The organism is Micromonospora sp. NPDC005237, assembly GCF_040607775.1.
GTDB lineage: Bacteria > Actinomycetota > Actinomycetes > Mycobacteriales > Micromonosporaceae > Micromonospora.
Map to the genome: position 1 here is coordinate 407,613 of NZ_JBEXHJ010000006.1, position 26,924 is coordinate 434,536.

Below are 26,924 nucleotides of genomic sequence, written 5' to 3' on the forward strand. Positions count from 1 at the left end.
GGTGGCGTCCGGATGCGCGAGAAGGTGACCCGGCTGTTCGTCGCGGCGGCGATCGCCGAGGCGTGCTCCTGGCTGGCCCTGCTGGCCGGAATGGCCGTCAAGTACGGTCCGCCCGGCAACGAGCTGGGCGTCAAGATCTTCGGCCCGATCCACGGCGGCCTGTTCATCGCGTACGGGCTGCTGGTGCTCGCGGTGGCCCGACTGCGCCGGTGGAGCCTGCCGGTGACCGTGGTGGCGCTGGCCTGTGCCGTGCCGCCGTTCGCCACCCTGATCTTCGAGCGCTGGGCCCGTCGCAGGGGAATCCTCGGCGTCGACCGCCGCCCGACCCGCGAGCCCGCACCCGTCGGCTGACGCGCGGCCCGGCCGCTGCGCGGGCCGCCGCCGGGTCAGGTCAGGTCAGTGCGGAGCAGGCCACCACGCCGGCGAGCAACAGCGCGCCCAGCGCCGCCTGCAACAGCAGTGGCGGGCCGAGATGCGACCAGAGCGTCGCGGTACGCGGGGTGAGCAGCTGCCCGGTGGTGAGGTTGACGATCCGCTCGATGCGCGGCGGCAACTCCGGGTCACGCTGCGGGCGCAGCGTGAGCTGCACCTGGTCGGCCGGGTGCAACGCGCTCTGCGGCAGGTGCCCGTGCAGCTCCACCTCGCAGAGCTGACCGGCGGTGTTGCGCAGGCGCACCGGGGTGACCAGGTACTCCGGGCCCTGCTTCAGCTCCTTCCAGCGCCGCCGGGTGCCGCCGCCGCCGAACGAGAAGAGCGCGCGCAGCAGCAGGGCCGGCAACCGGGCGAACGCCGCCGCGGCGAGCACCGCGACCAGCACCGGTTGGCCGACGCGTATCTCGCGGGTGTAGCCGTCGAGCAGGCGGACCAGCCGCCCGGTGACGATCCGCTCCGTCGGGTGCACGATCCGTCGGGTATCGAGTCCGCTGTCCATCCCCACCACCGAGAGTCCGCTTGTGTTCACTTATCGTATCGATGTCCCCGGTTGAACGCCGTGAATGAAACCTGGTCACGGGCTCACGGCCACGAGGTGACATCCCGGGCGAGCAGGGTAAGCGGGGGGCCGAGCTGGAAAGGGGTCGAGCATGCAGCTGTCCTTCCTGCGCCCGCTCTACGACCGACCCGGGCCGTGGTGCTCGGTGTACCTGGACGCCTCCGCCGACACGGAGGACGCCAAACCGGCGCTGGACCTGCGCTGGCGTGCCCTGGAACGCAGCCTGGCCGACCAGGGCGCGGACGAGGCGAGCATCGCCGCGCTGGACCGGGTGATCCGGGGTCACGACCCGATGGTCGGTGACTACGGCCTGGCCGTCTTCGCCAGCCACGGCCGGGTGGTGCTCTCCGAGTACCTGTCCGCGCCGCCGCTGCGCGACCTGGCCAGTTTCGGGCCACTGCCGCACGTGATGCCGCTGCTCGCCCAGCGCGGCGAACAGGTGGCCTGGGTCCGGGTGGTCGCCGACCGCACCGGCGGCGACGCGATGGCGGTCAGCGCGGGCGGGGTGCCCCGACGGGCGCACGTCGCCGGCCGGGACAGCTTCCCGCTGCGTCGCGTGCAGCCCGGCGGCTGGTCCCAGTCGCGCTATCAGCGCGCCGCCATGGAGGCGTGGCACCAGAACGCCGGCGACGTGACCGCCGCGACCGTGCAGCTGGCCGACAGGGTCGGCGCGGACGTGGTGGTGGTGGCCGGCGACGTCCGGGCCACCGGCATGATCGCCGCCCAGATGCCGGAGCGCTGGCAGGACCTGGTGGTCCGTACCGACGCCGGGTCCCGGGCCGGCGGCGCCGACCAGACCATGCTCGACGACCTCACCGTGCAGACCATCGCGGAGGTCGCCGACCAGCGGATCACCGCCGCGCTGGACCGTTTCGGCGTGCAGGAGGACGTGGGCGCCGGTCTCGACGCGGTCGTCTCGGCCCTGCAACGCAACCAGGTCGACACCATGCTGATCGTGGACGACCCGTCGGCCAACGGTGAGCTGTGGATCGGCCCGGAGCCGACCGAGATCGCCGTCGACCCCGGCCAGCTCAGCGCGATGTCGGTGGACGACCCCCAGCGGGTACGCGCCGACGCGGCGCTGGTCCGCGCGCTGGTCGGCACCGACGCGGCGCTGACCGTACTCGGCGCGGACGAGGCGCCCGAGCTCACCGACGGCGTCGGCGCGGTGCTGCGCTACGTCGACGAAGGCACCCCGGGGCGCGGCAATGGCTGAGCGCCGTGTGGCGGACCTGGTGGTGGAGCGGCTGCGGGCCTGGCGGGTCCCGCGCGCCTTCGGCTACCCCGGCGCGGCGATCGCCCCGCTGGTCGAGGCGCTGGACCGCTCCGGGGGTGATCCGGCGTTCGTCCCGGCCCGGCACGAGGAGACCGCCTCGTTCATGGCCACCGGGCACGCCAAGTTCACCGGCGGCATCGGGGTCTGCCTGGCCACCCAGGGGCCCAGCGCGGTGCAACTGCTCAACGGCCTCTACGACGCGAAGCTGGACAGCAAACCGGTCGTCGCGATCGTCGGCGAGGACGTCACCGGGCCCCTGGGCGGCGCGCACCAGCAGATCGGTTTGAGCCGGCTCTTCGGCGACGTGTGCAACCAGTTCGTCCAGTACGGCCGCAGCCCGGAGAGCGTACCGGCGCTGCTGGACCAGGCGTTCCGCACCGCGGCGGCGACCCGCAGCCCGACCTGTGTGGTGCTGCCTCGGCACCTGCAGGAGGCCGTGGTGCCCGACCTGGGCGCGCACGCGGTCGGCGTGATCACGGCGACTCCCGGTGAGCCGCTGGCCCGGGTGCTGCCGTACGAGGTGGACCTCGATGCCGCCGCCCAGATCCTCGGCAACGGCCAGCGCACCGCGATCCTGGTGGGCCAGGGGGGCCGGGGCGCCGCCGACGAGATCATCGAGCTGGCCGACCGGCTCGGCGCCGGGGTGGCCACCTCGCTGCTGGGCAAGCCGGTCCTCGACGAGCGGCTGCCCTTCCACGCCGGCGTGCTCGGCGAGGTCGGCACGCCGGCCGCCGCCGAGCTGATGGGCGGCTGCGACACGCTCCTGCTGGTCGGCACCAACGACCCGTGGACCGACTACTTCCCGATGCCCGACCAGGCCCGCACCGTGCAGATCGACATCGACGGCACCCGCATCGGCAGCCGGTACCCGGCCGACGTGCCCCTGGTCGGGGACGCGGCCGAGACGCTGCGCGCGCTGCTGGCGCGGGTGCCGTCGCGGCCGCACCAGCAGTGGCGTGCCACGGTGGAGAGCGCGGTCGACCGCTGGCGGGCGACCGCGGCCGACCGGGCCGCCGCGCCCGCCGAGCCGATCAACCCGCAGCTCGTGCTCCAGGAACTCTCCACCCGGGCGCCGCGGACCGGCTCGGTCGCGGTCGACGTCGGCTCGGTCCTCTACTGGTACGCCCGGCACCTCGTCCTGCCGCCCGGGGTGAACGCGCAACTGTGCGGCACCCTCGGCTCGATGGGCTGCGCCCTGCCGTACGCGGTGGCCGCCAAACTCGCCGCGCCCGACCAGCCGGTGATCGCCCTGCTCGGCGACGGCGCCATGCAGCTCAACGGGCTCGCCGAGCTGATCACGGTGTCGCACCACTGGCAGGGGTGGGCCGACCCACGGTTGGTGGTGCTCGTGCTCAACAACCGCGACCAGAACGGCATGGGCGGTGGCCGGGAGCCGTCGTCCGACCCCACCCACCGCCGCCCGGACGTGCCGTACGCCGGCTGGGCCCGCCTGCTCGGGCTGCACGGTGTCCGGGTGGACCGCCCGGAACTGGTCGGCGCCGCCTGGGACGAGGCGCTCGCCGCGGACCGCCCCTGCGTCCTGGAAGCGGTCGTCGACCCGGCGGTGTCGTTGGCGCCGCCGGAGCCGGCCTTCGCCGACCTGCGCGGACTGTATGCCGAGGGGGAGGGCGCCCGGCGGGTACGCGAGCAGGTCGAGCAGGCGGTGGCCGTCGACGATCTCGTTTAGGCGTACCTCTTCAGGGCATCAGTAGCGGCCCGACGACGCTGGAGGTCACATGCCGGAGCCCGCCGACCGCCGCTACGGTCCCGCGCCCCTGCCGCAGCCGCGCGGTCCGCTGTCCGCAGCGGTGACCGATGCGCTGCGGCGTCCGCCGCACGACCTGCCTCCCGGCCTGGGCGTCGACCTCGATCCGGTGGACGCGATCGGCGACGAGGACCTGCAACTGACCCTGTTCCTCTGCTACGAGCTGCACTACCGGGGCTGGAGCGGGGTGGACGAGGGCTGGGAGTGGCAGCCCGCGCTGCTGGCCCTGCGGGCCCGCGTCGAACGGCCCTTCGAGGCGGCGCTGCGCCGGCTGGCCGGAGCCCCGGCGGTACCGGCCGGTGGGGTCGCGGCCGGGTTGGGCGAGCTGGTCGCTGCCGACGACGGGCCGCCGCTGGCCGCCACGCTCCAGCGGCACGCCGACCTCACCCAGTTCCGCGAGTTCGTCGCCCACCGGTCCGTCTACCACCTGCGCGAGGCGGACCCGCACAGTTGGGCGCTGCCCCGCCTCGGCGGTCCCGCCAAGGCCGCCCTCGTCGAGATCCAGACCGACGAGTACGGCAACGGCCGGCTGGACCGGATGCACGCCGAGCTGTTCCGGCGCACCCTCGACCGGTTGGGTATGGACACCGGCTACGGCGCCCACCTGGACGCGGTGCCCGCGGTGACGCTGGCGACCAACAACCTGATGTCGCTGTTCGGGCTGCACCGACGGCTGCGCGGCGCGCTGCTCGGGCACCTGGCGGCCTTCGAGATGACCTCGTCCCTGCCGAACCGCCGCTACGGCAACGGCCTGCGCCGGCTCGGCCTCGACGAGGTGGCCACCCGCTTCTACGACGAGCACGTGGAGGCCGACGCGGTGCACGAGCAGATCGCCGCGCACGACCTGTGCGGCGGCCTGGTCCGTGCCGAGCCGGCGCTCGCCTCCGACGTGCTCTTCGGCGCGGCGGCGGCGCTCGCGGTGGACCGGCTGTTCGCGGCGCACCTGCTGGACAGTTGGGCCGCCGGCCGCAGCTCACTGCGCTCGCCACTGCCGCTGTCGACCGCGCCGGCCGCGCCGGCCGTGCCGCCGCTGGTGTCGCTCACCGCGACGTCGACCGTGGTGACGCCGGTCCAGCCCGCCGTCGCCTGACGGCTTCGCCCGGTCAGCTCCGCCCGGTCAGCCCTCGCGGGCGGTGCCGGCGCGGAAGTTGACCACCTTGTGGGTGCCGTCGCAGAACGGCTTGAGCGCCGACTTGCCACACCGGCACAGAGCGACCGTGCCCCGGCGTGCGTCGATCCGCTCGCCGTCCGGAGTGACCAGGGCGAAATCGCCGCGGACCAGGAGCGGGCCGTCCTCGTACGGGGTGATCGTGGCGGCGGACTCGCCGGTGTCCTCGGTGCGCATGAGTCCGGAAGTGCCCGCCCCGGCCGCGACGAAACCCCGCGCGGACGCCGTGGGTCCCTCAGGTCCGATCGTCCCCGCCGGCCCGCTCCCGCCGCCCGGAGCCAATCGTCGCCGAACGCCGCTGACCTGTGGAATGTTGCCGCCGGGTGGGTGATGCCCCGTTTGAACCCCATCCGGACGGGAAGCCGGGCCGCGTGGTGAGCGAACGAGGCAAGGTGGGCCCGGTGCACAAGGTGCACAAGGGGCTGTCGGCCGACGGCGCCGGTCTGGCCGGCGACCGGGTCGTGGCCCAGGGCAGCGCTGCCCGGGTGCTGGTCGCCGCCACCGCCCGGGCCCTGCGCGGCGCGGACTGCGCCGACCTCGGGCACACCGGGCCGACCTCGCGGTTCCCGGGCACCCCCGAGCCGGTACGCCGTGCCGCGGTGAGCCGGGCCGCCGGGCGGGTCGCCCTCACCGTCGACCAGGTCGGTGAGGTGGACGCGGCCCGGGTCGCGCGCTGGTTCGTCGACCAGTACCCGCGTGGGAGCTACCCCGGTGTGCTCATCGGGTCGCCGCACGGTGCGGCGGCCCACCTCGCGGTGGCCCTCGGCGTGCCGTGGCTGCCCGCCGGCTTCGAGATGACCGCGCACTGGAGCGACGGCGCCGTGGACCGCCCGGGGGCGGCGCTGGAGCACGGCGGGGCGCTCGCCGAACGGCTGCTCGCCGGCAACCCCGACGTGCACCTGCGTCAGGTGCACTGCCCGGCCAGCCGGGGGTCGCTGACCGGGGTCACCGTGTCGCTGGCCGCCCGCTGGAGGGCGCTGCCGGCCGCGTACGCGCAGTTCCTGACCGACCGGCTGAGCGCGGGCGCCCCGGTGCTGCTGGTGCGCGACGCGCGCACGTGGCCGGTGTCGGAGCGGGGGCCCGGGCACAGCTTCCAGGTCGGCTGCCCGGCCAGCGGGCTGGACCCGGTGGACTTCCACCCCGACAGCCATGCCCTGCGGCAGGTGCTGCGCGCCGTGGGCGGGGACGCCGCCCAGTGGGCGCCGCCGGAGGTGTCGGCGCCGTCGGGCGACGCCGAGCACGGCATGGACGCGGACTTCGAGCGGACCACGCGGGACTGGGCCGCCCGCCACCAGCATCCGCTGCACCGGGTGCTGGTGCCCCGGCCGGCGGCGCTGAGCGCGGGCGTGGCGGACCTGTACCGGCGGTGGCTGCGGGCCGCCGGCAAGACCGGTGACCGGTTGGTGGTGGAGTGCGGCCGGCTGCTCGATCCGTGGCAGGTGGTACGGGCGGGGCTGGTGCCGTACTGGTGTGAGAACGCCACCCGGCGCAGCGTCGACGAGGCCGAGTGGTGGCTGGCCGGCAGCGAGACGTTCAGCTCGGTGGACGTCCTGCCCGAGCCTCCCGGGATGCGCTCGCCCGCGCTGGCCGGGCTGCCGCAGTGGTTGGCCGTCGCGGGCTTCGGCCGGCGGCGGCGGGCGCTGGACCGGACCTCCGCCCGGGGCTATCCGGTGACGTCCGTGCCGACGCGCCGGGCCACCGAGGTCCTGCGCGCCCAGCCGTACGACCTGCCCGCTCCGCCCCCGCTGGGGGCCGCTGAGGCCCTGTCGGTGCTCCGCGACAGCGGCGGCCACCAGGGGTTGCTCGTCTCCTGAGGGGAGCACGCCGAAACTTCCTCGCGAACCCGGGGTCCCGTGATTGAGTACCTACGGAGCGGGAACATCGCTGGCTGCGACGGCCTGATTGCGCTGCGTAGAGGCGTTGTCGCCCGCTGGCATCCCAGTCACTGACCCACTTTCCGGCCCGGTGCGTGGCCCGACCACGCGCACGACCGGTTTCCCGATCCGGGCGGGGGACCTTCCTGAGGGAGGCGCGGATGTTCGGACAGACGAGCACGACCACGACCACACCACCACCCACCGAGCGTGGTCTGGAGGACCTGGACGCGGCGGCGCTGGCGTACGCGGCCCGGATCGAGGGGCTGCCGCCGGAACGGCGGGGGGAGGCCCGCGACGACCTGGTGCGCTTCGCGTTGCCGTTCGCCGGGCGACTGGCCCGCCGGTACCGGGGACGCGGCGAGCCGCTGGAGGACCTGGAGCAGGTGGCCCGCCTCGGGCTGGTCAACGCCGTCGACCGGTACGACCCGGAACGGGGCTCGTTCACCGCGTACGCGGCGATCACCATCGTCGGGGAGATCAAGCGGCACTTCCGGGACCGCACCTGGGGCGTGCACGTGCCCCGGCGGCTGCGCGACCTGATCCTCGAGGTGGGTCAGGCCACCGCCGCGCTGACCAGTGAGCTGTCCCGGGCGCCGTCGGTGGCCGAGTTGTCGGCCCGCCTGGAGACGCCGCAGGAGGAGATCCTCGCGGCGCTGGAGTCGGCGGCCGGCTACAGTCCGGCGTCACTGAACGCGCCGGTCGGCGGGGAGAGTTCCGCGGAGTTCGGTGACCTGGTCGGCGAGTCGGACAACGCGCTGGAATCGGTCGACGACCGGGTGACGGTGAGCGGCCTGCTGCACCGGCTGCCCTGGCGCGAACGCCGCATTCTCGCCATGCGCTTCTACGGCAACCAGACCCAGGCGGAGATCGCCGCCCGGTTCGGCATCTCGCAGATGCACGTCTCCCGGCTGCTGTCGCGGGCGCTGACCTGGCTGCGGCAGGCCATGCTCGCCGACGCGCCGCCGCCGTGGCAGAACGGCGCCGCCGAACCGGACCCGGGCAAGACCCGCATCTCGGTGCGGCAGAACGGCGACGGGGTCGTCGTCGAGGTCGGCGGTGAGGTGGACCGGGACGGCGCGGACCAGCTGCGCCGCGCGATGCTGGAGGCCGTCAACGGCCAGCCGAGCGAGGTCGTCGTCGACCTGGTCGGCGCGGGCGGCTTCGACGCCGGCGGGATCGCCGCGCTGATGGCGGGCCGGGAGGCGGCGGAGCGCACCGGCGTGCCGCTGCGGCTGACCCGGGTGCAGCCGGCGGTGCGCCGCTCGCTCACCGCCGCCGGCCTGGCACCCGCCCGGGACTGACCGGCGCGTACGCACACGACGAGGGGCCCACACCGCGGTGGTGTGGGCCCCTCGCGGCGTACCGACTCTCAGCGGTCCTCGGTCTCGTCGCCGCTGTGCGGATGCCGCCAGCGTTCGTGCGGCTTCGGCGCGTCCTCGGCGTCCTGGGGCGCGTCGCTCTGCTCGAAGCTCGGCCGGCGTACGACCTCGGGCTCCGGCACGTCCACCGGGCGGGCGCCGGACTCGGGCGCCGGCTGGTAGCTGACCGCGTCCCGGGCGCCGTGCGCGCCCTCGGGGGCGGGCGACTCCGGCGCGTGGTGCTCCAGGTGTATCTCGTCGCCGAAGTGCTGCGGCGGCTTCGTGGTGCGCTGCGGCAGGTCCCGGCCCAGGTCGGCGACGAGCGGACCGTACTTGAGGTCGAAGGCCGGCCGCTCGGAGCGGATCCGGGGCATCTTGTCGAAGTTGCGCAGTGGTGGCGGGCAGGTGGTCGCCCACTCCAGCGAGTTGCCGAAGCCCCACGGGTCGTCCACCGTGACCACCGCCCCGTACCGCCAGGACTTCCAGGCGTTGTAGATGAAGAAGAGGGTGGAGAGGCCGAGGATGAACGCGAAGATGCTGGAGATCGTGTTCAGCGTGGTGAAGCCGTCGGTGGGCAGGTAGTCGGCGTACCGGCGGGGCATGCCCTCGGCGCCCAGCCAGTGGTGCACCAGGAAGGTGCCGTGGAAGCCGATGAACATCGTCCAGAAGTGCGCCTTGCCGAGCCGCTCGTCGAGCAGCCGCCCGGTCATCTTCGGCCACCAGAAGTAGTAACCGCCGAAGAGCGCGAAGACCACAGTGCCGAACACGACGTAGTGGAAGTGCGCCACCACGAAGTAGCTGTCGTGGGTGTGGAAGTCGGCCGGCGGGCTGGCCAGCAGCACCCCGGTGAGACCACCGAGCAGGAAGGTGACCAAGAAGCCGATGGCGAACAGCATCGGCGTCTCGAAGGTGAGCTGCCCCTTCCACATGGTGCCGATCCAGTTGAAGAACTTCACGCCGGTGGGCACCGCGATCAGGTAGCTCAGGATGCTGAAGAACGGCAGCAGCACCTGGCCGGTGGCGAACATGTGGTGCGCCCAGACCGTCATGGACAGCACGGTGATGGCGATGGTGGCCAGCACGATTCCGGTGTAACCGAACAGCGGCTTGCGGGAGAACACCGGAATGATCTCGGTGATGATGCCGAAGAACGGCAGCGCGATGATGTACACCTCGGGGTGACCGAAGAACCAGAACAGGTGCTGCCAGAGCATCGGTCCACCGGTGGCGGGGTCGTACACGTGCGCGTTGATCAGCCGGTCGGCCGCGAGCGCCAGCAGCGCGGCGGCCAGCAGCGGGAACACCAGGATCACCAGCACGCTGGTGAACAGCATGTTCCAGGTGAAGATCGGCATCCGGAACATGGTCATGCCGGGCGCGCGCAGGGTCAGGATCGTGGTGATCAGGTTGACCGCGCCGAGGATGGTGCCCAGGCCGGAGACGACCAGGCCGAGCACCCACATGTTCGCGCCCACCCCGGGGCTGTGGTCCACGTCGCTGAGCGGGCTGTACGCCGTCCAGCCGAAGTCCGCCGAGCCGCCCGGCGTGAGAAACCCGCCGATCACCATGAGCCCGCCGAACAGGTACAGCCAGTAGGCCAGCGCGTTGAGCCGGGGGAACGACACGTCCGGCGCGCCGATCTGGATCGGCACGATGAAGTTGCCGAACCCGAAGGCCGCGGGTGTGGCGAACAGCAGCAGCATCACCGCGCCGTGCGAGGTGAAGAGCTGGTTGTACTGCTCGGAGGAGAGGAACTGCAGACCCGGTCGGGCCAGCTCGGCGCGCATCAGCATCGCCTGCAGGCCGGCCACCAGGAAGAACCCGAAGGAGGTCAGCAGATACAGCAGACCGATCTGCTTGTGATCCGTGGTGGCGAGGAACTTGATCAACGAGTTGCCGGGGACCGGCGCCCGCAGGGCTCCGGGGAAGCCCCCGAAGCGGGCCGGTGCCAGGATCGCCGGGCCCCGATCGCGACCGGGTTCCGTGGTTACCCGCTTGGGCATGGCTGCTCACCCCGTCGTGACGGCAGAAAGGACGGGCGTGCCTACCCGACCCTCCCACCATGTAACCAGGCTGAAGCGGTAATTTCGGTCAGATCGCAGGTACCGGTCGAAGCCGCCCGATGCGCTCAGGTCGCCGGCAGCATCGCCCAGACGGCCTTGCCCTGACCCGCCGGCACGCTGCCCCACCGCTGCGCCAGCTCGCGGACCAGCAGCAGCCCTCGGCCACCCTCGGCCCGCAGATCCGGATCGGCGGGCTGGGCGGCGGCCCGGCTGCCGTCCACCACGGCCAGGTGCAGGTACGGCCGGCGCAGTGTCACCGTCACCTGCATGGGGGTGCCCGCGTGCCGGACCACGTTGCCGACCAGCTCGCTGAGCACCAGCGCGGCCGGCCCCGCCGCGCCGGGCAGGTTCCACCGGGCGCACGCGTCGCCGACCAGCTCCCGGGCCCGCCGGCAGGCCCCGGCCACCGGCTCCAGCCGGGCCCGCATCCGCAGCGCGCCGGCCGCGCCGGCCACCCGGGTCGCCTCCGCACAGTCCCGTGACACCGGCACCACCCGGCACGTCGTCGAGTCGGCCAGCCAGCGGGCGGCGGCCGGAGGCGGCGCGCACAGCACCACCGGCACGGCCGGCCACTCCTCGGCCCGCCGGGCCGTCGCCGCGAACACCGACAGCGCCAGCCGGTCCCGCACGGTCACCCCCGCGAGGTCGACCACCAGCGCCTCCGGCTGGGCGGCCAGCGCCCCGTCCAGCGCCTGGTGCACCGCCCGCATCGTGCCCAGATCGAGGGCGCCGGTGAGCTGGACGACCGCCACCGGTGCGGTCTCGCGCACCTCGCAGGTGATCCGGCTGGGCATCGGCGGGCCCTCGATTCGCTGGTCGGGTCGGGATCTGCCCACTACCCGAGGCCCTGCGGCACCAAACCGGACCGGCCGGTCGGGGGACGCAGCTCACGCCCGGACCCGCAGGTCAGCGGCGTGCCCGTCCGGTCAGCAGACCCAGCGCGATCAGGCCCAGACCGAGGCCGAGGTGCAGCCAGCCGTCCGCGGCGTTGACCGGCAGGACGTTCGCGCCGGTGTCGTGATCCACCGCCAGGCCATAGAGCCAGAGCACCAGGTAGACGGCGCCGCCGCCGATGAGGAACGTCCGGGCGCCGCTGACCGTCCGCGCCAGCGCCAGGCCGGCGACCCCGAACAGCAGGTGGACGAGGTTGTGCAGCACCGACACCTGGAAGGCGCCGAACAGGAACGCGCCCGAGCCGTGCCCGGCGAACCGCAGATTGTCCGTGCCGCTGGTGATTCCCGGGACGAAGCCGAGCACGCCGACCAGCAGGAAGAGCACGGACGCGGCGCTCGCCGCCCGGCGTACCGGCGGCTTGCCGTCGGCCGGGTTGGCCCGGGCCCGGGAGTGCGCCATCGGTCCGACCATCACCGGCTCCTCGCTGCGCGACGGGCGTGAGCGGTGCGGCTACCCGTTGCCGCCGACGGCAAACGCGCCGGCGGCGACGGGTGCGCGCTCAGGCCGGTTGCAGGCGGGGCGCGGTGGCCAGCTCGCGGACCCGCTGGTACAGCTCGACGTAGCGCTGGGCCATCACCGCGGGCGTGAACCGCTGCGCGGCCACCCGCCGGCACTCGTCCGGGTCGAGCAGGTCGGCGGCCAGCACGAGGTCGTCCAGCTCGTCCTCCTCGGCGGTGAGCAGGCCGGTGCGGCCGTGCTCGATCAACTCTGGCAGGCAGCCCCGGGCGGTGGCCACCACCGGCGTGCCCAGGGCCAGCGACTCGACCACAGCCGTGCCGCCCGGCTCCTCCCAGCGCAGCGGGAACAGCGATGCGCGGGCGCTGGCCAGCAGGTCGTCACGCTCCTGGCCGGCCACGGTGCCGACCCAGCGCACCAGGTCACCGTCGACGTGCGGCGCCACCTCGTCGAGGAAGAACCGCACGTCCGGGTTCTGCCGGGCGTCGTCGCCGGCCGAGGCCAGCTCCGCCGGGCGATGGTACGGGCCGACGGGGCCGGCAAGCACCAGCGGGACACCGATCCGCTGCGCGAGCCGCGCGCCCACGTCCTGCCCCTTGCCCGGGTTGATCCGACCGAGGATGAGCAGGTGCTCGCCCTTCTCCGGGCGGGGCCGGCGGTCGGCGTCCACGGCGAGCGGCGTGGACAGGTGCACGTGACCCACCGAGTGCTCGCGCAGCGCCAGCGGCGCCCGGGCCAGCTGCGACGCCGAGACGCCGTTGACCCGGACCCGGTCGCCGCCGTCCAGGCTGCCGTACAGCGCGGGGTGCTTGGCCAGGTCCCAGTGCAGGGTGTGCAGGGTCGGCGGCCCGGCCGGCCCCATCGCCGCGAGGGTGGCCAGCCCGACCGCCTCCACGTGGTCGTGCACCAGGTCGATGTCGTCGCGGGAGTGCAGCTCGCGGACCACCCCGGCCAGGTGTGCCTGGGCGATCCCGCAGACCTGGTTGTACGGCCGTTGCAGCGCCGCGAACTGCCCGTCGGGAAAGACCGACACCTTCTCGTCCACCGGCAGGCTGCTGCTGTCCACCGAGGCGAGCACCACCCGCACGCCGAGTCGCCGCAGCTCCGGCACCAGGGTGGCGATCACGTTCTCGATGCCGCCGTAGCCGGGCGGGGGCACCGACAGCCACGGGCCGGCGTTCATCAGCACGGTGAGGCTCATCGGCCACCCTCCCGCACCGCGGCCGCGTGCGGCCGTGCCTGGGCGCTCACGCCGCGGCCACCCGTCGGCGGGGAACCCGGTGGCGCAGCTCGGCCAGCGGTGGGCGCTCCTCGATCGACACGTCGCTGACCACGATCTCCCGGTCGAGGTTCGGCAGCGTGTCCGACCCGCCCCGGCGGAACTGCGTGAGCAGCGACTCCGGCATCATGCCGGGGATGGCCCAGCCGCGTCGTTGCAGCCGGGACCAGGCGGTCAGCATGATCTGCGCGGACATCCGGCCGAGCGCCGCCGTGTCCTGGTGGCGGTGCTTGCGCTCGCCCAGGTCGACCTGCGCCAACGCGTCCAGGCCGACCAGGTCCAGCAGGTCGATCATCATCGCCGTCTCCACGCCGTACCCGGAGACGAACGGCACCTGGGCCAGCACCTCGCGGCGACCGGCGTACTCGCCTGCGAGCGGCTGCACGAAACCGGCCAGTTCGGGCCAGAAGAGGTTGAGCAGCGGTCGGGCCATCAGCTCGGTCACCCGGCCGCCGCCGTCCTGCTCCACGCTGGCGGCGCCCACCAGGGGCCGGTGATAGAAGCCCTTCACGAAGTCCACCGACGGGTCGGTGAGCAGCGGCCCCAGCAGACCGCTGACGAAGTGCGGGCGGAACTCCCGCAGGTCGGCGTCGATGAACGCCACCACGTCGCCCTCGGCGGCGGCCAGCCCGGCCCAGAGCGCGTCGCCCTTGCCGGTGAGCCGGGGCAGGCCCCGGGTCATCGCGTCCTGGCTGACGACCTCCGCGCCAGCGGCGCGGGCCACCTGCGCGGTGCGGTCGGTCGACCGTGAATCCACCACGATCAGTTCATCGACGAGAGCGACCCGATCCATCAGGTGTTCCCGGATGGTCGACACGATCGCGCCGACCGTCGCCTCCTCGTTACGTGCCGGCAGCACCACGCTGACCCGGCTCTCTCCCTTGGCGCGCAGCAGCCGGCGTGCCGGCCAGTCCGCCGCCGAGGTGGTCCGGTACGTGGCCCACGCCTCCACCACCGGTGACACGGTCGTATCCCGCACGGGCACCCCTCCGTTCGTGCGTGGAACAAGCGGAGTCTGTAGTTCCCACTCGCCGCCACGTGCTAACCGTTCCCAGGGCAACAGCTTGATCACAACGGTTACATCCGCGCGTTCCCGGGGGATGAACGTTTGATTGCGCACATCCCAGGGGACTGCTCCCATCGAAGTCGAAACGTTCTCGAAAGAGGTTGTCGAATGGGTGGATGCCGGGTGGGTCTCGTGGGAGCCGGCGGGGTGGCACAACGCCATGCGCGGGTGCTGTCCGGGTTCGACGACGTCGAACTGATCGGGGTGACCGACGTGGTGCCCGAGGCGGCGTCCGAGCTGGCCGCGCGGCACGGCGGGCAGACCTTCCGCGACGTCGCCGAGCTGCTGGCCGCCGGCCCGGACGCGGTGTACGTCTGCGTGCCTCCCTTCGCGCACGGCCCGGCCGAGGAGGCGGCGATCGACGCCGGGGTGCCGATGTTCGTGGAGAAGCCCGTCGCCGTCGACCTGGTCACCGCCGAGCGCGTCGCCGACCTCGTCGCCCGGCGTGGGCTGCGCACCGCCGTCGGGCACCACTGGCGCTACCTGAGCGTGCTCGACCAGGCCCGTGAGCTGCTCGCCGACCGCCCGGTGCGGATGGTCAGCGGCGCCTGGCTGGACAAGGTGCCGCCGGTCGCCTGGTGGTCGCGCCGGGACCGCTCCGGGGGCCCGGTGGTCGAGCAGGCCGCCCACGTGCTGGACCTGATCCGGGTGCTGGCCGGCGAGGTCACCGAGGTCACCGCGTACGGCAACGGCACGCCACCGCCGGTCGACGGCGCCGACATCGACTCGGTGACCACCGCCACGCTGCGCTTCGCCAACGGCGCCGTCGGCACGCTCAGCGCGGCCTGCGTGCTGGGCTGGAAGCACCGGGCGGGGTTGGAGATCCTCGCCGACGGGCTGGCCCTGGCGCTGACCGAGGACGGTCTGCTGATCCGCGACGCCGACGGCGAGCGACACGTTCCCGCCGATCCGGAGGCCGCCCGGGTGGCGGTGGACCGCGCCTTCGTCGACGCGGTACGCGGCGTCGGCGACGACGTCCGCGTTCCGTACGCCGAAGCGCTGAAGACCCAGCGACTGGCCCTCGCGGTGGCCGAATCGGCCCGTACCGGTCAGACGGTGCGGCTCGTCACGCCCGCCGCGCCGGTCGCGCTGTCCAGCGGGGTGACCGTCGATGCGTGATCGGGTGGTCACGGTCACCGCCCCCGGTCGGGTGGAGCTCGTCGAGCAGGAGGCCGCGGCGCTGCGCCCCGGCACCTTCCGCGTCGAGACGCTGTTCAGCGGCGTCTCCGCCGGCACCGAGCTGAGCTACGTCAAGGGCACGAACCCCTATGTGAACGTCACCTGGAACGCCGACCTGGGGCTCTTCCAGCCCGGCGAGGCCAGCACCCCGTACCCGGTCACCCGACTGGGGTACATGCAGGTCGGCCGGGTGGTGGAGAGCGCCACGCCGGCCGTGGCGGTGGGCACGGTCGGCGCGATGACCTACGGGCACCGCACCGGCTGGCTGGCCGACCCGGTCGCCGAGCGGTTCGTCGGCCTGCCCGACGACCTGGACCCGCTGCTCGGCGTCTACGTCGCGCACATGGGCCCGATCTGCGCGAACGGTCTGCTGCACGCCGCCGCCGACCTGCACGGCGCGGACGTCCGCTCGCTCGGCGACGGCGTACGCGGCCGGCGGGTCGCCGTGGTCGGCGCCGGCGTGGTGGGTCTGCTGACCGCCCTGCTGGCCCGGCGACACGGCGCCGCCTCGGTGGTGGTGCTCGACCCCACCCCGCGCCGCCGCGAGGTCGCCGAGGCGCTCGGCCTGGAGACCCTCGACCCGGACGCGGACGACCCGGCGGTGGTGCTCAAGACCCGGTGGGCCCACGCCGCCGGCGACCGGGGCGCCGACGTCGTGTTCCAGTGCCGGGGGCAGGGGTGGGCGTTGCAGCTCGCGCTGCGGTCGCTGCGCCCGCAGGGCACCGTGATCGACCTGGCCTTCTACCAGGGCGGCGCGGACGCGGTCCGCCTCGGTGAGGAGTTCCACCACAACGGGCTGGCGCTGCGCTGCGCCCAGATCGGGCGGGTGCCGCGCGGGCTCGCGCCCACCTGGGACCGGGAACGGCTCTCCGCCGAGACCATCGACCTGCTGCGGGCCTACGGGGACGCGATCCGCAAGCACCTCGTCTCGGCGGTGGTGCCGTTCGACGAGGCGCCCACCCTGCTCACCGACCTGGCCGAGCGCCGCCGCCAGGAGTTGCAGGTGGTCCTGGCCGCGTGACCCACCGGAGCGCGTCCGCGGGGTGACACCGCGGGTTACCGTTCCCGCCATGAGCACCCTGAAGGACCGGCCGGTCGGCGACGCTCCCGCGAGCCGACCGGTCGGCCTGTCCGCGCTGCTGCCGTACCTGCGGGAGCACCGCGGCACCCTCGTCGCGGTGGGAGCGCTGTCGCTGCTCGGCTCGGCGGCGTCGCTGGCCCAGCCGCTGCTCACCCGGTCGGTGCTCGACCGGATCGGCGCCGAGCACCCGGTGTCCGCCCTGGTGGCGGTGCTGGTGGCGCTCGTGGTGCTCGGCGCGGCGATCGGCGGGCTGCGCGACTACCTGTTGCAACGCACCGCCGAGGGGCTGGTGCTGAGCACCCGGCGACGGCTCGCCGGTCACCTGCTGCGGCTGCCCATCGCCGAGTACGACCAGCGGCGCACCGGCGACCTGCTCTCCCGGGTGGGCTCGGACACCACCCTGCTGCGGGCGGTCGTCACCTCCGGGCTGTTCGAGACGGTCACCGGGGCGGTGATGGTGCTCGGCGCCGGCACCGCGATGGTGCTGCTCGACCCGCTGCTGTTCGGCGTCACCCTGCTCGGGGTGGCGCTGGGGCTCGGCTTCGCCGCCACCTTCGCCCGCCGGGTCCGGGCGCTGGCCCGCCTCGCCCAGGAGCGCATCGGCGAGATGACCTCGGCGGTGGAGCGGGCCATCTCGGCGGCCCGGACCATCCGGGCCAGCCGCGCCGAGCGCCGGGAGGCGGAGACCGTCACCGGCAGCGCCCACCAGGCGTACGCGGCGGGGCTGCGGGTGGCCCGGGTGCAGGCGCTGATCGGCCCGATCGGCTCGGTCACCGTGCAGGGAGCGTTCCTGCTGGTGCTGGGGATCGGCGGGGCGCGGGTCGCCGCCGGGGCGATCTCCGTCGGCGACCTGGTCGCCTTCGTCATGTACCTGTTCCTCCTGGCGCTGCCGCTGGGCCAGGTGCTGCGCGCGTACACCCAGTTGCAGTCCGGTCTGGGCGCGTTGCAGCGGATCGAGGAGATCCTGGCCGTGCCGGCGGAGGGCGCGGCGGACCGGCCGACGGCCGGGACCGCCACGACGACCTCCCGCCGACCCGCCCCGATGATCGAGTTCGACCGGGTCGGGTTCGGCTACCCGGGCGGCAGGCCGGTGCTGTACGACGTCAGCTTCGCGGTGCCGACCGGCACCCGTACCGCCCTGGTCGGCCCCTCGGGCGCCGGCAAGTCGACGCTGCTGGCCCTGGTCGAGCGCTTCTACGAGGTGAGCGCCGGCGCCGTCCGCGTCGACGGGGTCGATGTGCGGGAGCTGCCCCGCGACGCGCTGCGCGCCCGACTCGGGTACGTGGAGCAGGAGGCCCCCGTGCTCGCCGGCACGCTGCGCGAGAACCTGCTGATCACCGCGCCCGACGCCACGGACGACCGGCTGCGCGAGGTCCTCGACGAGGTCAACCTGAGCCACCTCGTCCAGCGGACCCCGCAGGGCCTGGACGTGCAGGTGGGGGAGGGCGGGGTGCTGCTCTCCGGGGGTGAGCGGCAGCGGCTGGCCATCGGCCGGGCGCTGCTGGCCGGCCCCCCGGTGCTGCTGCTCGACGAGCCGACCAGCAACCTCGACGCGCGCAACGAGGCGGCGCTGCGCCGGGCCATCGACGCGGTGGCCGCCCGCCGGACACTGCTGATCGTGGCGCATCGACTCGCCACCGTGGTGGACGCCGACCAGATCGTCGTGCTCGACGGCGGCCGGGTGGTGGCGGTGGGCACCCACGCCGAGCTGACCGCCACCGACCCGCTCTACCGGGAGCTGGCCACCCACCAACTGCTGGTCGCCTGATCCGGCGGCGACGCGGAATCGACATGCCGGCGGATACCCGACCGGCCGGGCCGCGCAAGGCGGCTGGAATCGCGTACCGTTGCCGCTCATGGGTGTGTCGCAACGGTTCAAGAGCAAGTTCCGGCGGTTCCTCCAGCGCCCGGGATCAACCGTGGATCTTGCTCCGCTGGAGAAGCTGCTGCCGGCGATCGAGGCGCGCGAGGATGACCTCGCCGCGCTGGACGACGCCGAGCTGACCGAGGCCGCCGGCGTCGCCGCCGGCTACGAGGAGATCTGCGCCGTCGGCCGCGAGGCCGCCCGCCGGGGCCTCGACCAGCGACCGTACGACGTACAGCTGCTCGGCGCGATGGCGCTGCTCTCCGGCAAGGTCGCCGAGATGGCCACCGGTGAGGGCAAGACGCTGACCGCCGCCATCGCCGCGTACGGGCACGTCCGGCTCGGCAACGGGCCGGTGCACGTGCTCACCGTCAACGACTACCTGGCCCGCCGCGACGCCCAGTGGATGGAACCCATCTACACGCTGCTCGGCCTGACCGTCGGTTGGGTCAACGAGGCGTCCACGCCGCAGGAGCGGCGCGACGCCTACAGCTGCGACGTCACCTATGTCTCGGTCAGCGAGGCGGGCTTCGACTACCTGCGCGACCAGTTGGTCACCGACGTGGCCGACCGGGTGCAGCCCGCGCTGGCCACCGCGATCATCGACGAGGCCGACTCGATCATGATCGACGAGGCCCGGGTGCCGATGGTCCTGGCCGGCGCGGTGCCGGGCGAGCAGGACCCGGTGCACGCCGCCGCCGCGCTGGTGCGCGGCCTGCGCAAGGGCCGGCACTACACGGTCGCCGAGGACGGGCGCAGCGTCGCCTTCACCTCCGCCGGCCTGGCCGCCGTCGAGGCCAAGCTCGGCATCGACCTGTACGACGAGGAGCACGTCGAGCAGCTCTCCGCGGTCCACGTGGCGCTGCACGCCCAGGCCCTGCTGCACCGTGACGTGGACTACATCGTCCGGGACGGCTCGGTCGAGCTGATCGACGAGATGCGCGGCCGGGTGGCCCAGCGCCGCCGCTGGCCCGACGGGCTCCAGGCGGCGGTCGAGGCCAAGGAGGGCCTGGACGCCACCGCCGAGGGCGAGGTGCTGGGCACCATCGCCGTGCAGGCGTTCATCGCGCTCTACCCGAAGGTGTGCGGCATGACCGCCACCGCGGTGCTGGTCGGCGACCAGTTGCGGGAGTTCTTCGGCCTGGAGGTCGCGGTTATCCCGCCGAACACCCCGTGTGTCCGCGAGGACGAGCCCGACCGGATCTACGCGACCCGCGCCGAGAAGGACGAGGCGCTGATCGACGAGATCCAGCGCTGGCACGCCAAGGGGCGTCCGGTGCTGGTCGGCACCCTCGACGTCAAGGAGTCCGAGGGGCTCGCCGCCGGGCTCAACGCGGCCGGCGTGTCCTGCGTGGTGCTGAACGCCAAGAACGACGACGAGGAAGCGGCGATCATCGCCGAGGCCGGCGCGTACGGCGCGGTGACCGTCTCCACCCAGATGGCCGGCCGGGGCGTCGACATCCGGCTCGGCGGCAGCGACCAGGCCGACCAGGAGCGGGTGGCCGAGCTGGGCGGCCTGTACGTGATCGGCAGCGGCCGGCACGACAGCCGTCGCGTCGACGACCAGCTGCGGGGCCGCGCCGGCCGGCAGGGCGACCCGGGTGGCTCGGTCTTCTTCGTCAGCCTGGAGGACGACCTGGTCGTCCGGCACGCCGCCGACGCGGTGCCCCCGTCGCCGCGGATGAACGCCGACGGCCTCGTCACCGACGAGCAGGTCGACTACGCGGTCGAGCACGCCCAGCGGGTCGCCGAGGGCGTCAACCACGAGATCCACCGCAACACCTGGCGCTACAGCGTGGTGATCGAGCAGCAGCGCATTGCCCTCGCCGCCCGCCGGGAGCGGCTGCTGACCAGCGACGTGGCCGCGCTGATGCTGCTGGACAAGGTGCCCGAGAAGGCCGGCGAGATGGACGAGGACCTGCTCGCCCGGGTGGCCCGTTCGATCGCGCTCTTCCACCTGGACCGGCTCTGGGCCGAGCACCTGGCCGAGCTGTCGGAGGTCCGCGAGGGCGTGCACCTGCGCGCGCTGGGCCGGCTCGACCCGCTGGACGAGTTCCACCGCGCGGCGGTGCCGGCGTTCAACAACCTCGTCCCGGAGATCGAGGCCCGCACCATCGCCACGTTCACCGAGACCGAATTCGATGAGGATTGGGAGCCCGAGGACGGCACCCTGATCCGGCCGACCGCCACCTGGACGTACCTGGTGCACGACAACCCGTTCGGCTCTGAGCTCGACCGGCTGATCGCCTCGATCGGCCGGCGGCTCAGCGGCGCGTCGCGCTGACCTGACCTCCGGGGCCTCTGCCACACCTCCGGGTGGGCAGAGGCCCCTCCTTACGCCGTTTCGATCCCGGTTTGCGAGGGTAGTAGGGCGGGTCGGTCAACTCGGAAGAGAGCAGACGATGGCACCTGTGACGACGTTGGCGGGATGCACGCGAGGGCGTACGAGGGCAGTGGAACGGTGAACCTGGACACGCGGGAACCGGTGGTCGAGCGACTCGGTGTGCTGGAGACCGCCGCGCTGTTGCGGGAGCTGACCGCCGGCCTGATCGGGTTGACCGATTTCGACGAGGCGCTGCTGGCACTGGTCCGGGTCACCCGCGACGCGGTGGCCGGGGTGCGCTGGTGCGGTTTCACCGCGCTGCGGGCCGGCGAGCCGGCCGGCGTGGCCGCCTCCGACGAGCGGCTGGCCGGCCTCGACGACCTGCGCCACGGGCCCGACTCGCCGGCGATGAGCGCGATCCGGCGTCGCGAGATGATCCTCGCGGTGGACCTGGCCGGCGAGTCACGCTGGCCGGCCTGGACGCCCCGCGCCCGCGACCTCGGCGTCCGTGGGGTCATCTCCGCCCCGCTGGACATCGACGACCAGGTCATCGGGGCGATCAACCTGTACGCTGCCGCGCCCGACGTCCTCACCCCGCAGCACCAGTTGACCGCGATGCTGCTCGCCGAACATGCCGGCCTGCTGCTGGCCGCCGTCCGGGACCGGAGCCGCCAGCAGGCGCTCGTCGGTGAGCGGGACGCCTCGCTCCTGCACGACGGTGTCATCGGGCAGGCCATCGGTGTGATCATGACGCAGCGCGGCTGCCCGGCGGCCGAGGCCCTCGACGTGCTGCGCACCGCCGCCTCGTCCCTGGACATCCCGCTGCGCGAGGTGGCCGAACGCCTCATCCGGACGGTCTCCCGCCCCCGCGAGACCTGACCTGACCTGCCCGCCGCGCGCCGCCGTGGCGGTGTGGCCGGCTCGGTCGCCGGGAGGTCGGGGCGTCCGAGCCGTGGTGACGGCGCGGTTTCCCGCGAGGATCAGGCCGGGCGTGCCCGTTCTCCCGGTCGGCGGCGAGTCGGGCGGCGTCGTTTCGCGCGACGAGGGGTCGGGTAGCACTCTGGTATTGGTGAGCTGCGCCGACCCTGGGGAGGAACGATGCAGAGCCGGCTGCGGGTGCAGGGGCATCCCATCCAACCGATGCTTGTGACGTTCCCGCTGGGGCTCTTCGTCAGCGCCGCCGTCTTCGACCTCACCGACGTCCTCGGCGGGCCGGCCTTCCTCGGTGAGGTCGGCTACTGGACCGGTGTCGCAGCCCTGTTCGCCGCCGCGATGACGGCGGTCGCGGGCATGGTCGACCTGTGGGACGTGCCGGTCGACGGCACCCGCCGCACCGCCATCGCCTTCAACCTGGTGAACGCGGCCATGGCGGGCCTGTTCCTGGTCACCTGCCTGGTGCGCGCCCACTCGCCGGACCGGGGCGCGACGGTCGCGATCCTGGCCACCGAGCTGGTCGCGCTGACCGCCGGTGGGATGGGTGTGCACCTGGGCGCCCGGCTCATGCGCCAGTTCGACGCGGGCCGGGCCGAGACCGGCGGCCTGGACACCCTCGCCGGTGGCACCGTCGAGGTCGCCCGCCCCCGCCCGTGACCGACCCGGCGCACGCGCCGGCAAATCGGTTGCCCGCTGTCTGGCCGGACGGCGAGGCTGACCGCCATGAGCGCCGAACGTGATGCCGAGGAGTTGATCGCGGAGGCGGCCGCCGCGCCGGTCGACGGCTGGGGCTTCGACTGGCTGTCCGGTCGGGCCACCGAGGAACGTCCACCCTGGGGGTACGCCGGATTGGTCGCCGAACGGATGGCGCGCGCCGACGCCGCGCTCGACGTGGACACCGGTGGCGGCGAGGTGCTGGCCGAGATTCCGTACCCGCCGAAGGTGTTGGTGGCGACCGAGGCGTGGCCGCCGAACGTCGAGGTCGCCCGGCGGACCCTGCGCCCGCTCGGAGCGACGGTGGTGGCGGTCGCCCCCGACTCGGCGCTGCCGTTTCGGGACGGGTCCTTCGACCTGGTGGTCAGCCGGCATCCGGTGCACACCGACTGGGCCCAGACGGCCCGGGTGCTGCGCCCCGGCGGCACGTTCCTGTCCCAGCAGATCGGTCCGGGCACCATGCGTGAGCTGAGCGAGGCGATCCTGGGCCCGCTGCCTCCGCCGGACGGGCGGCACCCCGCGGCCGCGGTCGCCGCGGCCGAGGCCGCCGGGCTGCGGGTGGTCGACCTGCGCCGGGCCACGCTGCGCGCGACCTTCCACGACATCGGCGCGGTCGTCTGGTTCCTGCGCAAGGTGGTCTGGACGGTGCCGGGCTTCACGGTGGACCGCTACCGCCGCGAACTGCTCGCCCTGCACCGCCGCATCACGGCCGAGGGCGCCTTCGTCGCCCACGCCCGACGTTTCCTCATCGAGGCCGCCCGCCCCACCTCGACGCGCTGATCATGATGGTTGCCGGGGCGTCGCGCCCCGGGGTACGGGTCAGTGGGGGTGGGCCTGGTGGTGGGTTGCCAGGATGTCGGCGCCGAAGTCGCTGGCGGGGCGGCGGAGCACGGTGTGCGCGTGGTTGCCGTCGTCGCTTGTGTTGTCGTACTCGATCAGCAGGTCGTCGCCCTGCACCCGGTAGTAGTGCCGCTGGCCGGGCCTCGTCGGGCCGGCCCAGGCGAAGTGCAGCTGGCCGCCCTCGACGCGGGCCGCCTCCTGCACGGCCAGTTCGGGAGGCAGCCGGTCCAGGTAGAGCGCGACGACCTGGTCGAGCAGCGCGCGGCCGGTCGGGCCGAGCCGGTCGGCCGGCACGCCGAGCGGTTCGAGGGGCCCGTCGACCCGCCCGCGGGTGGCGCTGATGATGTCCGTCGGCGCCTCGTCGGCGATGATCGCGGCGGCCCGCCCGGCCGGACCCAGCGCATCGAGCAGGGCGCGGGCCAGGTCCTCCTCGACAGCGAGCGGTCGGGAGACGGTGTGCCCGGCGTAGCGCACCGCCGCCGGGTTGGCGCCGAAGAAGATCGGCGCGGGGGAGACCTGGTCGTCGACCACGGTCATGGTCACCGACAGGTGGTGCCCTTCGAGCCGCCACGCCCAGCGGTCGTCGCGGGCCGGGTCACCGAACACCGCGATCCAGTAGTCGCCGCTGTGCCGCCCGCGGTGCCAGCCCTCGGCCCGGTCGAGGACCTCCTCCAGCGCGATGATCGCCATGGCCTGCGCGTACGCCGACGGGCTGAGCGCGGTGGCCAGCAGCCGGTGCGCGGCCTTGCGCCCGGCGACGTCCAGCTCGGCCAGGCAGACGCCGGGGCGGGGGCGGGGCCGGTACTCCAGCCAGCGCCGGGCCGACTCGTCGTCGAACGGGTACACGGCGCCGATGCGGGTCGCGGGGTCGAGCGCGGCCAGCAGCGCGGTGCCGGCGGCACGCATCTGTTCGGGCAGGGGATCTTCCACCGACCCTGTATACCGGCCCGTCGGGTGCCGCGTCAGCCGGCCCGCAGCAGCGCGGCCATCTCCGGCAGGTCGAAGAACTGCGCGGTCTCGGCCGCCGACGGGTTGCCGTGCGCCGGATCGGCCCCGGCGGCGAGCAGCGCGCGGACGGCGTCGGCGCTGCTGCGGAAGACCGCGGCGGCGAGTGCGGTCTGACCTCGGTCGTTGGTACGGGTGTGGTCCGCGCCGCGGTCCAGCAGAGCGGCCACCGTGTCCGGGTGGGCGTGGTAGGCGGCCAGGATCAGCAGCGTGTCGCCCTTGTCGTTGGTCAGGTTGACCGGCAGACCGGCGTCGACCTGGGCGGCCAGCTCCTCGGTGGAGCCCGCGCGGGCCAGGTCGAACATCCGGTGCGCGAACGCCAGGGTCTCGGCGTCAAGGTCATCGGTCACCGGTCCAGGGTAGTCGCCGAGGTCCTGATAGGTTGCTCGGCCGGCGCGGTGGGGGAGGGGTCCGATGGGTGAGACGGTCTACGTGGGCAACGCGGGCGTCGACGGCGTCGGCAACGGTGGCTGGCTGCTCGGGCACTTCGCGCCGCCGGACGAGATCCGGCACAGCACCGATGTCGAGGTGAAGTGGGGCGTGCACCCGCCCGGGGAGGCCCGCGCGCGGTGGGCGACCGGCGAGCGTCGGACCACCCTGTTGGTGCTGGTCGACGGGTGCTTCCGGGTGGAGCTGCCGGACCGGACGGTCCGGTTGGCCGCACCCGGCGACTACGTGGTGTGGGCGCGGGGCGTGGATCATTCCTGGTACGCGGAGCGCGCCTCGGTGGTGCTGACCGTGCGCTGGCCGTCGCTGCCCGGCTACCGGGTGGGCCCCCCGGTTCTGCGCTGAGCCCGAGCGGTCGCCTGCTCGCCTCCCGGCATGTGGAATTACCTACTAAACCTATAGGCTTTGCCGGCTAGAGTACGGAGGCACCCCGCCGAACGACCCGCTGAGGAACCACCGATGACCCACGATCGCCCGGCCCCCGACCTGCTCGCCGTCGCCGCCCGGTGGGCCGACCCGGCCGGCTGGCCGGTCGCGCTGCGCTTCGACCCCACCGAGCGCTGGTACGCCCGGCTCGCCACCGCCGACGACCACGAGGTGTGGGCCCTGAGCTGGCTGCCCGGCCAGGGCACCGACCTGCACGACCATGGCGGCTCCGCCGGCGCGTTCCGGGTGGTCGCCGGCGCCCTCACCGAGGAGACGGTCAGCGGTGCGGCGCTGCGCCCCCGTCTGCTGCCCGCCGGCGCTGCCCGCCGCTTCGGCCCCCGCCACGTCCACCAGGTCACCAACCGCGGCCCGGTGCCGGCGGTCAGCGTGCACGTCTACCGGCCGGCGCTGCGCCGGATGACCCGCTACGACCTCCTCGACGGGCGCCTGCGGGTCGCCGAGGTCGCCGAGGCTGGCCGGTCCTGGTGAGCCTCTCGTTCGCACCGCCCTCTCGTCACCGGAAGGAATCGATAATGCAGGTCACCGCCGAGCACTGTCCGGCACCCGTGCCACCGCCGGGCTCCCGGGGCATCGACGAGATCCTGGCCGCCGCGCGAGCCCGCCTCGACCGACTGGACCCGGAGCGGGCGCACCTGGCGTGCCGGGCCGGCGCGTTGCTTGTCGACATCCGGCCGGCCGCCCAGCGCGCCGCGCACGGCGTCGTGCCCGGCTCGCTCACGGTCGAGCGCAACGTGCTGGAGTGGCGCTTCGACCCGCGGTGCCCGGCCCGGCTGCCCGAGGCGGTCGACTACGACGTGCCGGTGGTCGTCATCTGCCAGGAGGGCTACACCTCGTCGCTGGCCGCCGCCGCGTTGCAGGACATCGGCCTGCACCGGGCCACCGACGTCGACGGCGGTTTCGCCGCCTGGCGCATCGCCGGCCTGCCGGCGCTCGGCCCCACCCCGCTGCACCGCGCATCCCCCCTCGCGCCCCCGGTCACCGCCGGCTGGGCGCGCCGCTGACCCCCACGCCGCACCGGGCGTGGCGGGCGTACCGCCATCTCAGGAGGCACGATGTCCGTCGTCGCGATCCCCACCCGTCCCTACTCGCCGGGTCACCCGGGCCGGGCCGCCGTCCGCCCGCGTACCGGCCCGACCCTGACCATCACCCTCGACCTGGCCCCCGGGCCGATGAGCCCTCGGTTGGCCCGGCTGGTGCAGCTGCTCGGCGAGCTGGCCGAGGCCGGGGAGGGTCGGCTGCGCCCCGCTGAGGACGTGCCGTCGACGCCGCGACCGCTGTCGCGCCCCGCCACCGCCGAGGTGCCCGCCGCCGACACCGACGGGGCCGACGTGCGCATCCTGGCCGGCTCGCGGGTGGTCCGCCTGGGCGACCGGGTGGTCGCGCTGACCCGCATCGAGTACGACCTGCTGCTCTTCCTCGCCGAGCGTCCGCGCCGGGTCTTCACCCGCCTCCAGCTGCTGTCGAACGTCTGGGGCTACGAACACGCCGTGGCCCGCACCGTGGACGTGCACGTCCGGCGGCTGCGCGCCAAGCTGGCCGGGGCGGAGGTGGTCACGACCGTCTACGGGGTGGGTTACCGGCTGGGCGACGAGGCGCGGATCAGCGTCGACCACACCCGCTGAGCAGCGCTCGTGCGGCGGTCCGCAGGCGACGGCGGTGGCATGGTGAACAGGACGGGGACCCCCGTATCGGGGCATCCTGGCGGCTCTGCTGTAATCATCAGGCTTCGTACGCAGAGCGAGCATCCGGCTCCGATGTGTTCGTCAATTGTCACATTCATGCAACGCAGCCGCCTCTTGACCCTCGCCCGGGCGCCCGGAAGCATCGATGAAGCGGCG

The 26,924-nt window shown here is 73.9% G+C and carries 26 protein-coding genes; 17 read left to right on the forward strand and 9 right to left on the reverse strand.

Annotated features, from left to right (window positions below):
- The first annotated feature begins 12 nt into the window (after positions 1–12).
- Positions 13–351 carry a DUF3817 domain-containing protein gene (locus ABZT87_RS19170; RefSeq protein WP_354863080.1) on the forward strand — a complete coding sequence of 113 codons (339 nt, stop codon included), beginning with the start codon at positions 13–15 and terminating at the stop codon, positions 349–351.
- 40 nt (positions 352–391) lie between these two features.
- Here ABZT87_RS19170 and ABZT87_RS19175 read toward each other — a convergent pair whose 3' ends face one another.
- The gene (locus ABZT87_RS19175) at positions 392–940 is read right to left on the reverse strand and encodes a hypothetical protein (protein ID WP_355137137.1); all 549 of its coding nucleotides are present in this window, start codon (positions 938–940) and stop codon (positions 392–394) included.
- 142 nt (positions 941–1,082) lie between these two features.
- Between ABZT87_RS19175 and ABZT87_RS19180 the strand changes: the two genes are divergently transcribed.
- From ABZT87_RS19180 to ABZT87_RS19190, 3 genes are read left to right on the forward strand one after another with little or no spacing between them, the layout of a single operon-like run.
- Positions 1,083–2,207: a Vms1/Ankzf1 family peptidyl-tRNA hydrolase gene (locus tag ABZT87_RS19180; protein ID WP_354863081.1), complete on the forward strand. Its 1,125-nt coding sequence runs from the start codon at positions 1,083–1,085 to the stop codon at positions 2,205–2,207.
- The gene (locus ABZT87_RS19185; protein WP_355137026.1) at positions 2,200–3,954 is read left to right on the forward strand and encodes a thiamine pyrophosphate-binding protein; all 1,755 of its coding nucleotides are present in this window, start codon (positions 2,200–2,202) and stop codon (positions 3,952–3,954) included. Before ABZT87_RS19180 ends, ABZT87_RS19185 begins: the two co-directional genes overlap by 8 nt.
- A gap of 49 nt (positions 3,955–4,003) precedes the next feature.
- Positions 4,004–5,122, forward strand: a complete 1,119-nt coding sequence (locus tag ABZT87_RS19190) for an iron-containing redox enzyme family protein (RefSeq protein WP_355137028.1) — start codon at positions 4,004–4,006, stop codon at positions 5,120–5,122.
- 27 nt (positions 5,123–5,149) lie between these two features.
- Here ABZT87_RS19190 and ABZT87_RS19195 read toward each other — a convergent pair whose 3' ends face one another.
- Positions 5,150–5,377: a CDGSH iron-sulfur domain-containing protein gene (locus ABZT87_RS19195; protein ID WP_355137030.1), complete on the reverse strand. Its 228-nt coding sequence runs from the start codon at positions 5,375–5,377 to the stop codon at positions 5,150–5,152.
- Between the two features lie 245 nt (positions 5,378–5,622).
- On the opposite strand from ABZT87_RS19195, the gene ABZT87_RS19200 reads away from it, so the two are divergent.
- Together ABZT87_RS19200 and ABZT87_RS19205 are read left to right on the forward strand one after the other, a co-directional pair.
- Entirely contained in the window at positions 5,623–7,014 is a 1,392-nt protein-coding gene (locus tag ABZT87_RS19200) for a hypothetical protein (protein ID WP_355137139.1), read from the forward strand.
- A 221-nt stretch (positions 7,015–7,235) separates the two neighbouring features.
- Complete coding sequence (locus ABZT87_RS19205; RefSeq protein WP_355067259.1) at positions 7,236–8,378, forward strand: SigB/SigF/SigG family RNA polymerase sigma factor; 1,143 nt, start codon at positions 7,236–7,238, stop codon at positions 8,376–8,378.
- Positions 8,379–8,446: 68 nt separating this feature from the next.
- Here ABZT87_RS19205 and ctaD read toward each other — a convergent pair whose 3' ends face one another.
- The 5 genes from ctaD to ABZT87_RS19230 all read right to left on the reverse strand — a co-directional run bounded on the left by ctaD (position 8,447) and on the right by ABZT87_RS19230 (position 14,139).
- On the reverse strand, positions 8,447–10,438 hold the full coding sequence (ctaD, locus tag ABZT87_RS19210; protein ID WP_355137032.1) for a cytochrome c oxidase subunit I: 1,992 nt from the start codon (positions 10,436–10,438) through the stop codon (positions 8,447–8,449).
- 125 nt (positions 10,439–10,563) lie between these two features.
- Positions 10,564–11,292 (reverse strand): STAS domain-containing protein, encoded by a 729-nt coding sequence (locus ABZT87_RS19215; RefSeq protein WP_355137034.1) that lies wholly within the window; start codon positions 11,290–11,292, stop codon positions 10,564–10,566.
- A gap of 112 nt (positions 11,293–11,404) precedes the next feature.
- Positions 11,405–11,851, reverse strand: coding sequence for a DUF4383 domain-containing protein (locus tag ABZT87_RS19220; protein ID WP_354862119.1), 447 nt, complete (start codon positions 11,849–11,851; stop codon positions 11,405–11,407).
- A gap of 100 nt (positions 11,852–11,951) precedes the next feature.
- A complete protein-coding gene (locus ABZT87_RS19225) occupies positions 11,952–13,109 on the reverse strand; it encodes a glycosyltransferase (RefSeq protein WP_355137036.1) in 1,158 nt (385 codons plus the stop codon).
- Between the two features lie 46 nt (positions 13,110–13,155).
- Complete coding sequence (locus tag ABZT87_RS19230) at positions 13,156–14,139, reverse strand: glucosyl-3-phosphoglycerate synthase (RefSeq protein ID WP_354862121.1); 984 nt, start codon at positions 14,137–14,139, stop codon at positions 13,156–13,158.
- A 222-nt stretch (positions 14,140–14,361) separates the two neighbouring features.
- On the opposite strand from ABZT87_RS19230, the gene ABZT87_RS19235 reads away from it, so the two are divergent.
- From ABZT87_RS19235 to ABZT87_RS19265, 7 genes are all read left to right on the forward strand, one after another.
- On the forward strand, positions 14,362–15,372 hold the full coding sequence (locus ABZT87_RS19235; RefSeq protein WP_355137038.1) for a Gfo/Idh/MocA family oxidoreductase: 1,011 nt from the start codon (positions 14,362–14,364) through the stop codon (positions 15,370–15,372).
- Positions 15,365–16,453 (forward strand): zinc-binding alcohol dehydrogenase, encoded by a 1,089-nt coding sequence (locus tag ABZT87_RS19240; RefSeq protein WP_355137040.1) that lies wholly within the window; start codon positions 15,365–15,367, stop codon positions 16,451–16,453. The genes ABZT87_RS19235 and ABZT87_RS19240 overlap by 8 nt, the downstream gene beginning before the upstream one ends.
- A 49-nt stretch (positions 16,454–16,502) precedes the next feature.
- Positions 16,503–18,281, forward strand: a complete 1,779-nt coding sequence (locus tag ABZT87_RS19245) for an ABC transporter ATP-binding protein (RefSeq protein ID WP_355137041.1) — start codon at positions 16,503–16,505, stop codon at positions 18,279–18,281.
- Between the two features lie 88 nt (positions 18,282–18,369).
- Entirely contained in the window at positions 18,370–20,661 is a 2,292-nt protein-coding gene (gene secA2, locus ABZT87_RS19250) for an accessory Sec system translocase SecA2 (RefSeq protein ID WP_354862116.1), read from the forward strand.
- A 177-nt stretch (positions 20,662–20,838) separates the two neighbouring features.
- On the forward strand, positions 20,839–21,579 hold the full coding sequence (locus ABZT87_RS19255; protein WP_354862123.1) for a GAF and ANTAR domain-containing protein: 741 nt from the start codon (positions 20,839–20,841) through the stop codon (positions 21,577–21,579).
- Between the two features lie 219 nt (positions 21,580–21,798).
- Complete coding sequence (locus tag ABZT87_RS19260; protein WP_354862118.1) at positions 21,799–22,290, forward strand: DUF2231 domain-containing protein; 492 nt, start codon at positions 21,799–21,801, stop codon at positions 22,288–22,290.
- A 66-nt stretch (positions 22,291–22,356) separates the two neighbouring features.
- On the forward strand, positions 22,357–23,127 hold the full coding sequence (locus tag ABZT87_RS19265; RefSeq protein WP_355137043.1) for a class I SAM-dependent methyltransferase: 771 nt from the start codon (positions 22,357–22,359) through the stop codon (positions 23,125–23,127).
- Positions 23,128–23,166: 39 nt separating this feature from the next.
- On the opposite strand, the gene ABZT87_RS19270 is transcribed toward ABZT87_RS19265, so the two are convergent.
- Positions 23,167–24,117, reverse strand: a complete 951-nt coding sequence (locus ABZT87_RS19270) for a DUF3500 domain-containing protein (RefSeq protein ID WP_355137045.1) — start codon at positions 24,115–24,117, stop codon at positions 23,167–23,169.
- A gap of 32 nt (positions 24,118–24,149) precedes the next feature.
- Positions 24,150–24,542, reverse strand: coding sequence for an ankyrin repeat domain-containing protein (locus ABZT87_RS19275; RefSeq protein ID WP_355137047.1), 393 nt, complete (start codon positions 24,540–24,542; stop codon positions 24,150–24,152).
- A 64-nt stretch (positions 24,543–24,606) separates the two neighbouring features.
- Between ABZT87_RS19275 and ABZT87_RS19280 the strand changes: the two genes are divergently transcribed.
- The 4 genes from ABZT87_RS19280 (at position 24,607) to ABZT87_RS19295 (ending at position 26,708) form a co-directional block, all read left to right on the forward strand.
- Entirely contained in the window at positions 24,607–24,984 is a 378-nt protein-coding gene (locus ABZT87_RS19280; protein ID WP_354860324.1) for a signal peptidase I, read from the forward strand.
- Between the two features lie 114 nt (positions 24,985–25,098).
- A complete protein-coding gene (locus ABZT87_RS19285) occupies positions 25,099–25,554 on the forward strand; it encodes a cysteine dioxygenase family protein (protein ID WP_354860325.1) in 456 nt (151 codons plus the stop codon).
- Positions 25,555–25,598: 44 nt separating this feature from the next.
- Positions 25,599–26,087 carry a rhodanese-like domain-containing protein gene (locus tag ABZT87_RS19290; RefSeq protein WP_355137049.1) on the forward strand — a complete coding sequence of 163 codons (489 nt, stop codon included), beginning with the start codon at positions 25,599–25,601 and terminating at the stop codon, positions 26,085–26,087.
- 51 nt (positions 26,088–26,138) lie between these two features.
- Complete coding sequence (locus tag ABZT87_RS19295; protein WP_355137051.1) at positions 26,139–26,708, forward strand: winged helix-turn-helix domain-containing protein; 570 nt, start codon at positions 26,139–26,141, stop codon at positions 26,706–26,708.
- The last annotated feature ends 216 nt before the right edge of the window (positions 26,709–26,924 follow it).

Excerpts from the sequence above, each read along its gene's own strand:
- ABZT87_RS19295 (WP_355137051.1), top strand. The coding sequence starts at position 26,139 with ATGTCCGTCGTCGCGATCCCCACCCGTCCCTACTCGCCGGGTCACCCG.
- ABZT87_RS19235 (WP_355137038.1), top strand. The coding sequence starts at position 14,362 with ATGGGTGGATGCCGGGTGGGTCTCGTGGGAGCCGGCGGGGTGGCACAA.
- ABZT87_RS19240 (WP_355137040.1), top strand. The coding sequence starts at position 15,365 with ATGCGTGATCGGGTGGTCACGGTCACCGCCCCCGGTCGGGTGGAGCTC.
- ABZT87_RS19205 (WP_355067259.1), top strand. The coding sequence starts at position 7,236 with ATGTTCGGACAGACGAGCACGACCACGACCACACCACCACCCACCGAG.
- ABZT87_RS19285 (WP_354860325.1), top strand. The coding sequence starts at position 25,099 with ATGACCCACGATCGCCCGGCCCCCGACCTGCTCGCCGTCGCCGCCCGG.
- ABZT87_RS19190 (WP_355137028.1), top strand. The coding sequence starts at position 4,004 with ATGCCGGAGCCCGCCGACCGCCGCTACGGTCCCGCGCCCCTGCCGCAG.
- ABZT87_RS19260 (WP_354862118.1), top strand. The coding sequence starts at position 21,799 with ATGCAGAGCCGGCTGCGGGTGCAGGGGCATCCCATCCAACCGATGCTT.
- ABZT87_RS19195 (WP_355137030.1), bottom strand. The coding sequence starts at position 5,377 with ATGCGCACCGAGGACACCGGCGAGTCCGCCGCCACGATCACCCCGTAC.
- ABZT87_RS19265 (WP_355137043.1), top strand. The coding sequence starts at position 22,357 with ATGAGCGCCGAACGTGATGCCGAGGAGTTGATCGCGGAGGCGGCCGCC.
- ABZT87_RS19220 (WP_354862119.1), bottom strand. The coding sequence starts at position 11,851 with ATGGCGCACTCCCGGGCCCGGGCCAACCCGGCCGACGGCAAGCCGCCG.
- ABZT87_RS19170 (WP_354863080.1), top strand. The coding sequence starts at position 13 with ATGCGCGAGAAGGTGACCCGGCTGTTCGTCGCGGCGGCGATCGCCGAG.
- ABZT87_RS19280 (WP_354860324.1), top strand. The coding sequence starts at position 24,607 with ATGGGTGAGACGGTCTACGTGGGCAACGCGGGCGTCGACGGCGTCGGC.
- ABZT87_RS19180 (WP_354863081.1), top strand. The coding sequence starts at position 1,083 with ATGCAGCTGTCCTTCCTGCGCCCGCTCTACGACCGACCCGGGCCGTGG.
- ABZT87_RS19290 (WP_355137049.1), top strand. The coding sequence starts at position 25,599 with ATGCAGGTCACCGCCGAGCACTGTCCGGCACCCGTGCCACCGCCGGGC.
- ctaD (WP_355137032.1), bottom strand. The coding sequence starts at position 10,438 with ATGCCCAAGCGGGTAACCACGGAACCCGGTCGCGATCGGGGCCCGGCG.
- ABZT87_RS19215 (WP_355137034.1), bottom strand. The coding sequence starts at position 11,292 with ATGCCCAGCCGGATCACCTGCGAGGTGCGCGAGACCGCACCGGTGGCG.
- ABZT87_RS19245 (WP_355137041.1), top strand. The coding sequence starts at position 16,503 with ATGAGCACCCTGAAGGACCGGCCGGTCGGCGACGCTCCCGCGAGCCGA.
- ABZT87_RS19185 (WP_355137026.1), top strand. The coding sequence starts at position 2,200 with ATGGCTGAGCGCCGTGTGGCGGACCTGGTGGTGGAGCGGCTGCGGGCC.
- secA2 (WP_354862116.1), top strand. The coding sequence starts at position 18,370 with ATGGGTGTGTCGCAACGGTTCAAGAGCAAGTTCCGGCGGTTCCTCCAG.
- ABZT87_RS19225 (WP_355137036.1), bottom strand. The coding sequence starts at position 13,109 with ATGAGCCTCACCGTGCTGATGAACGCCGGCCCGTGGCTGTCGGTGCCC.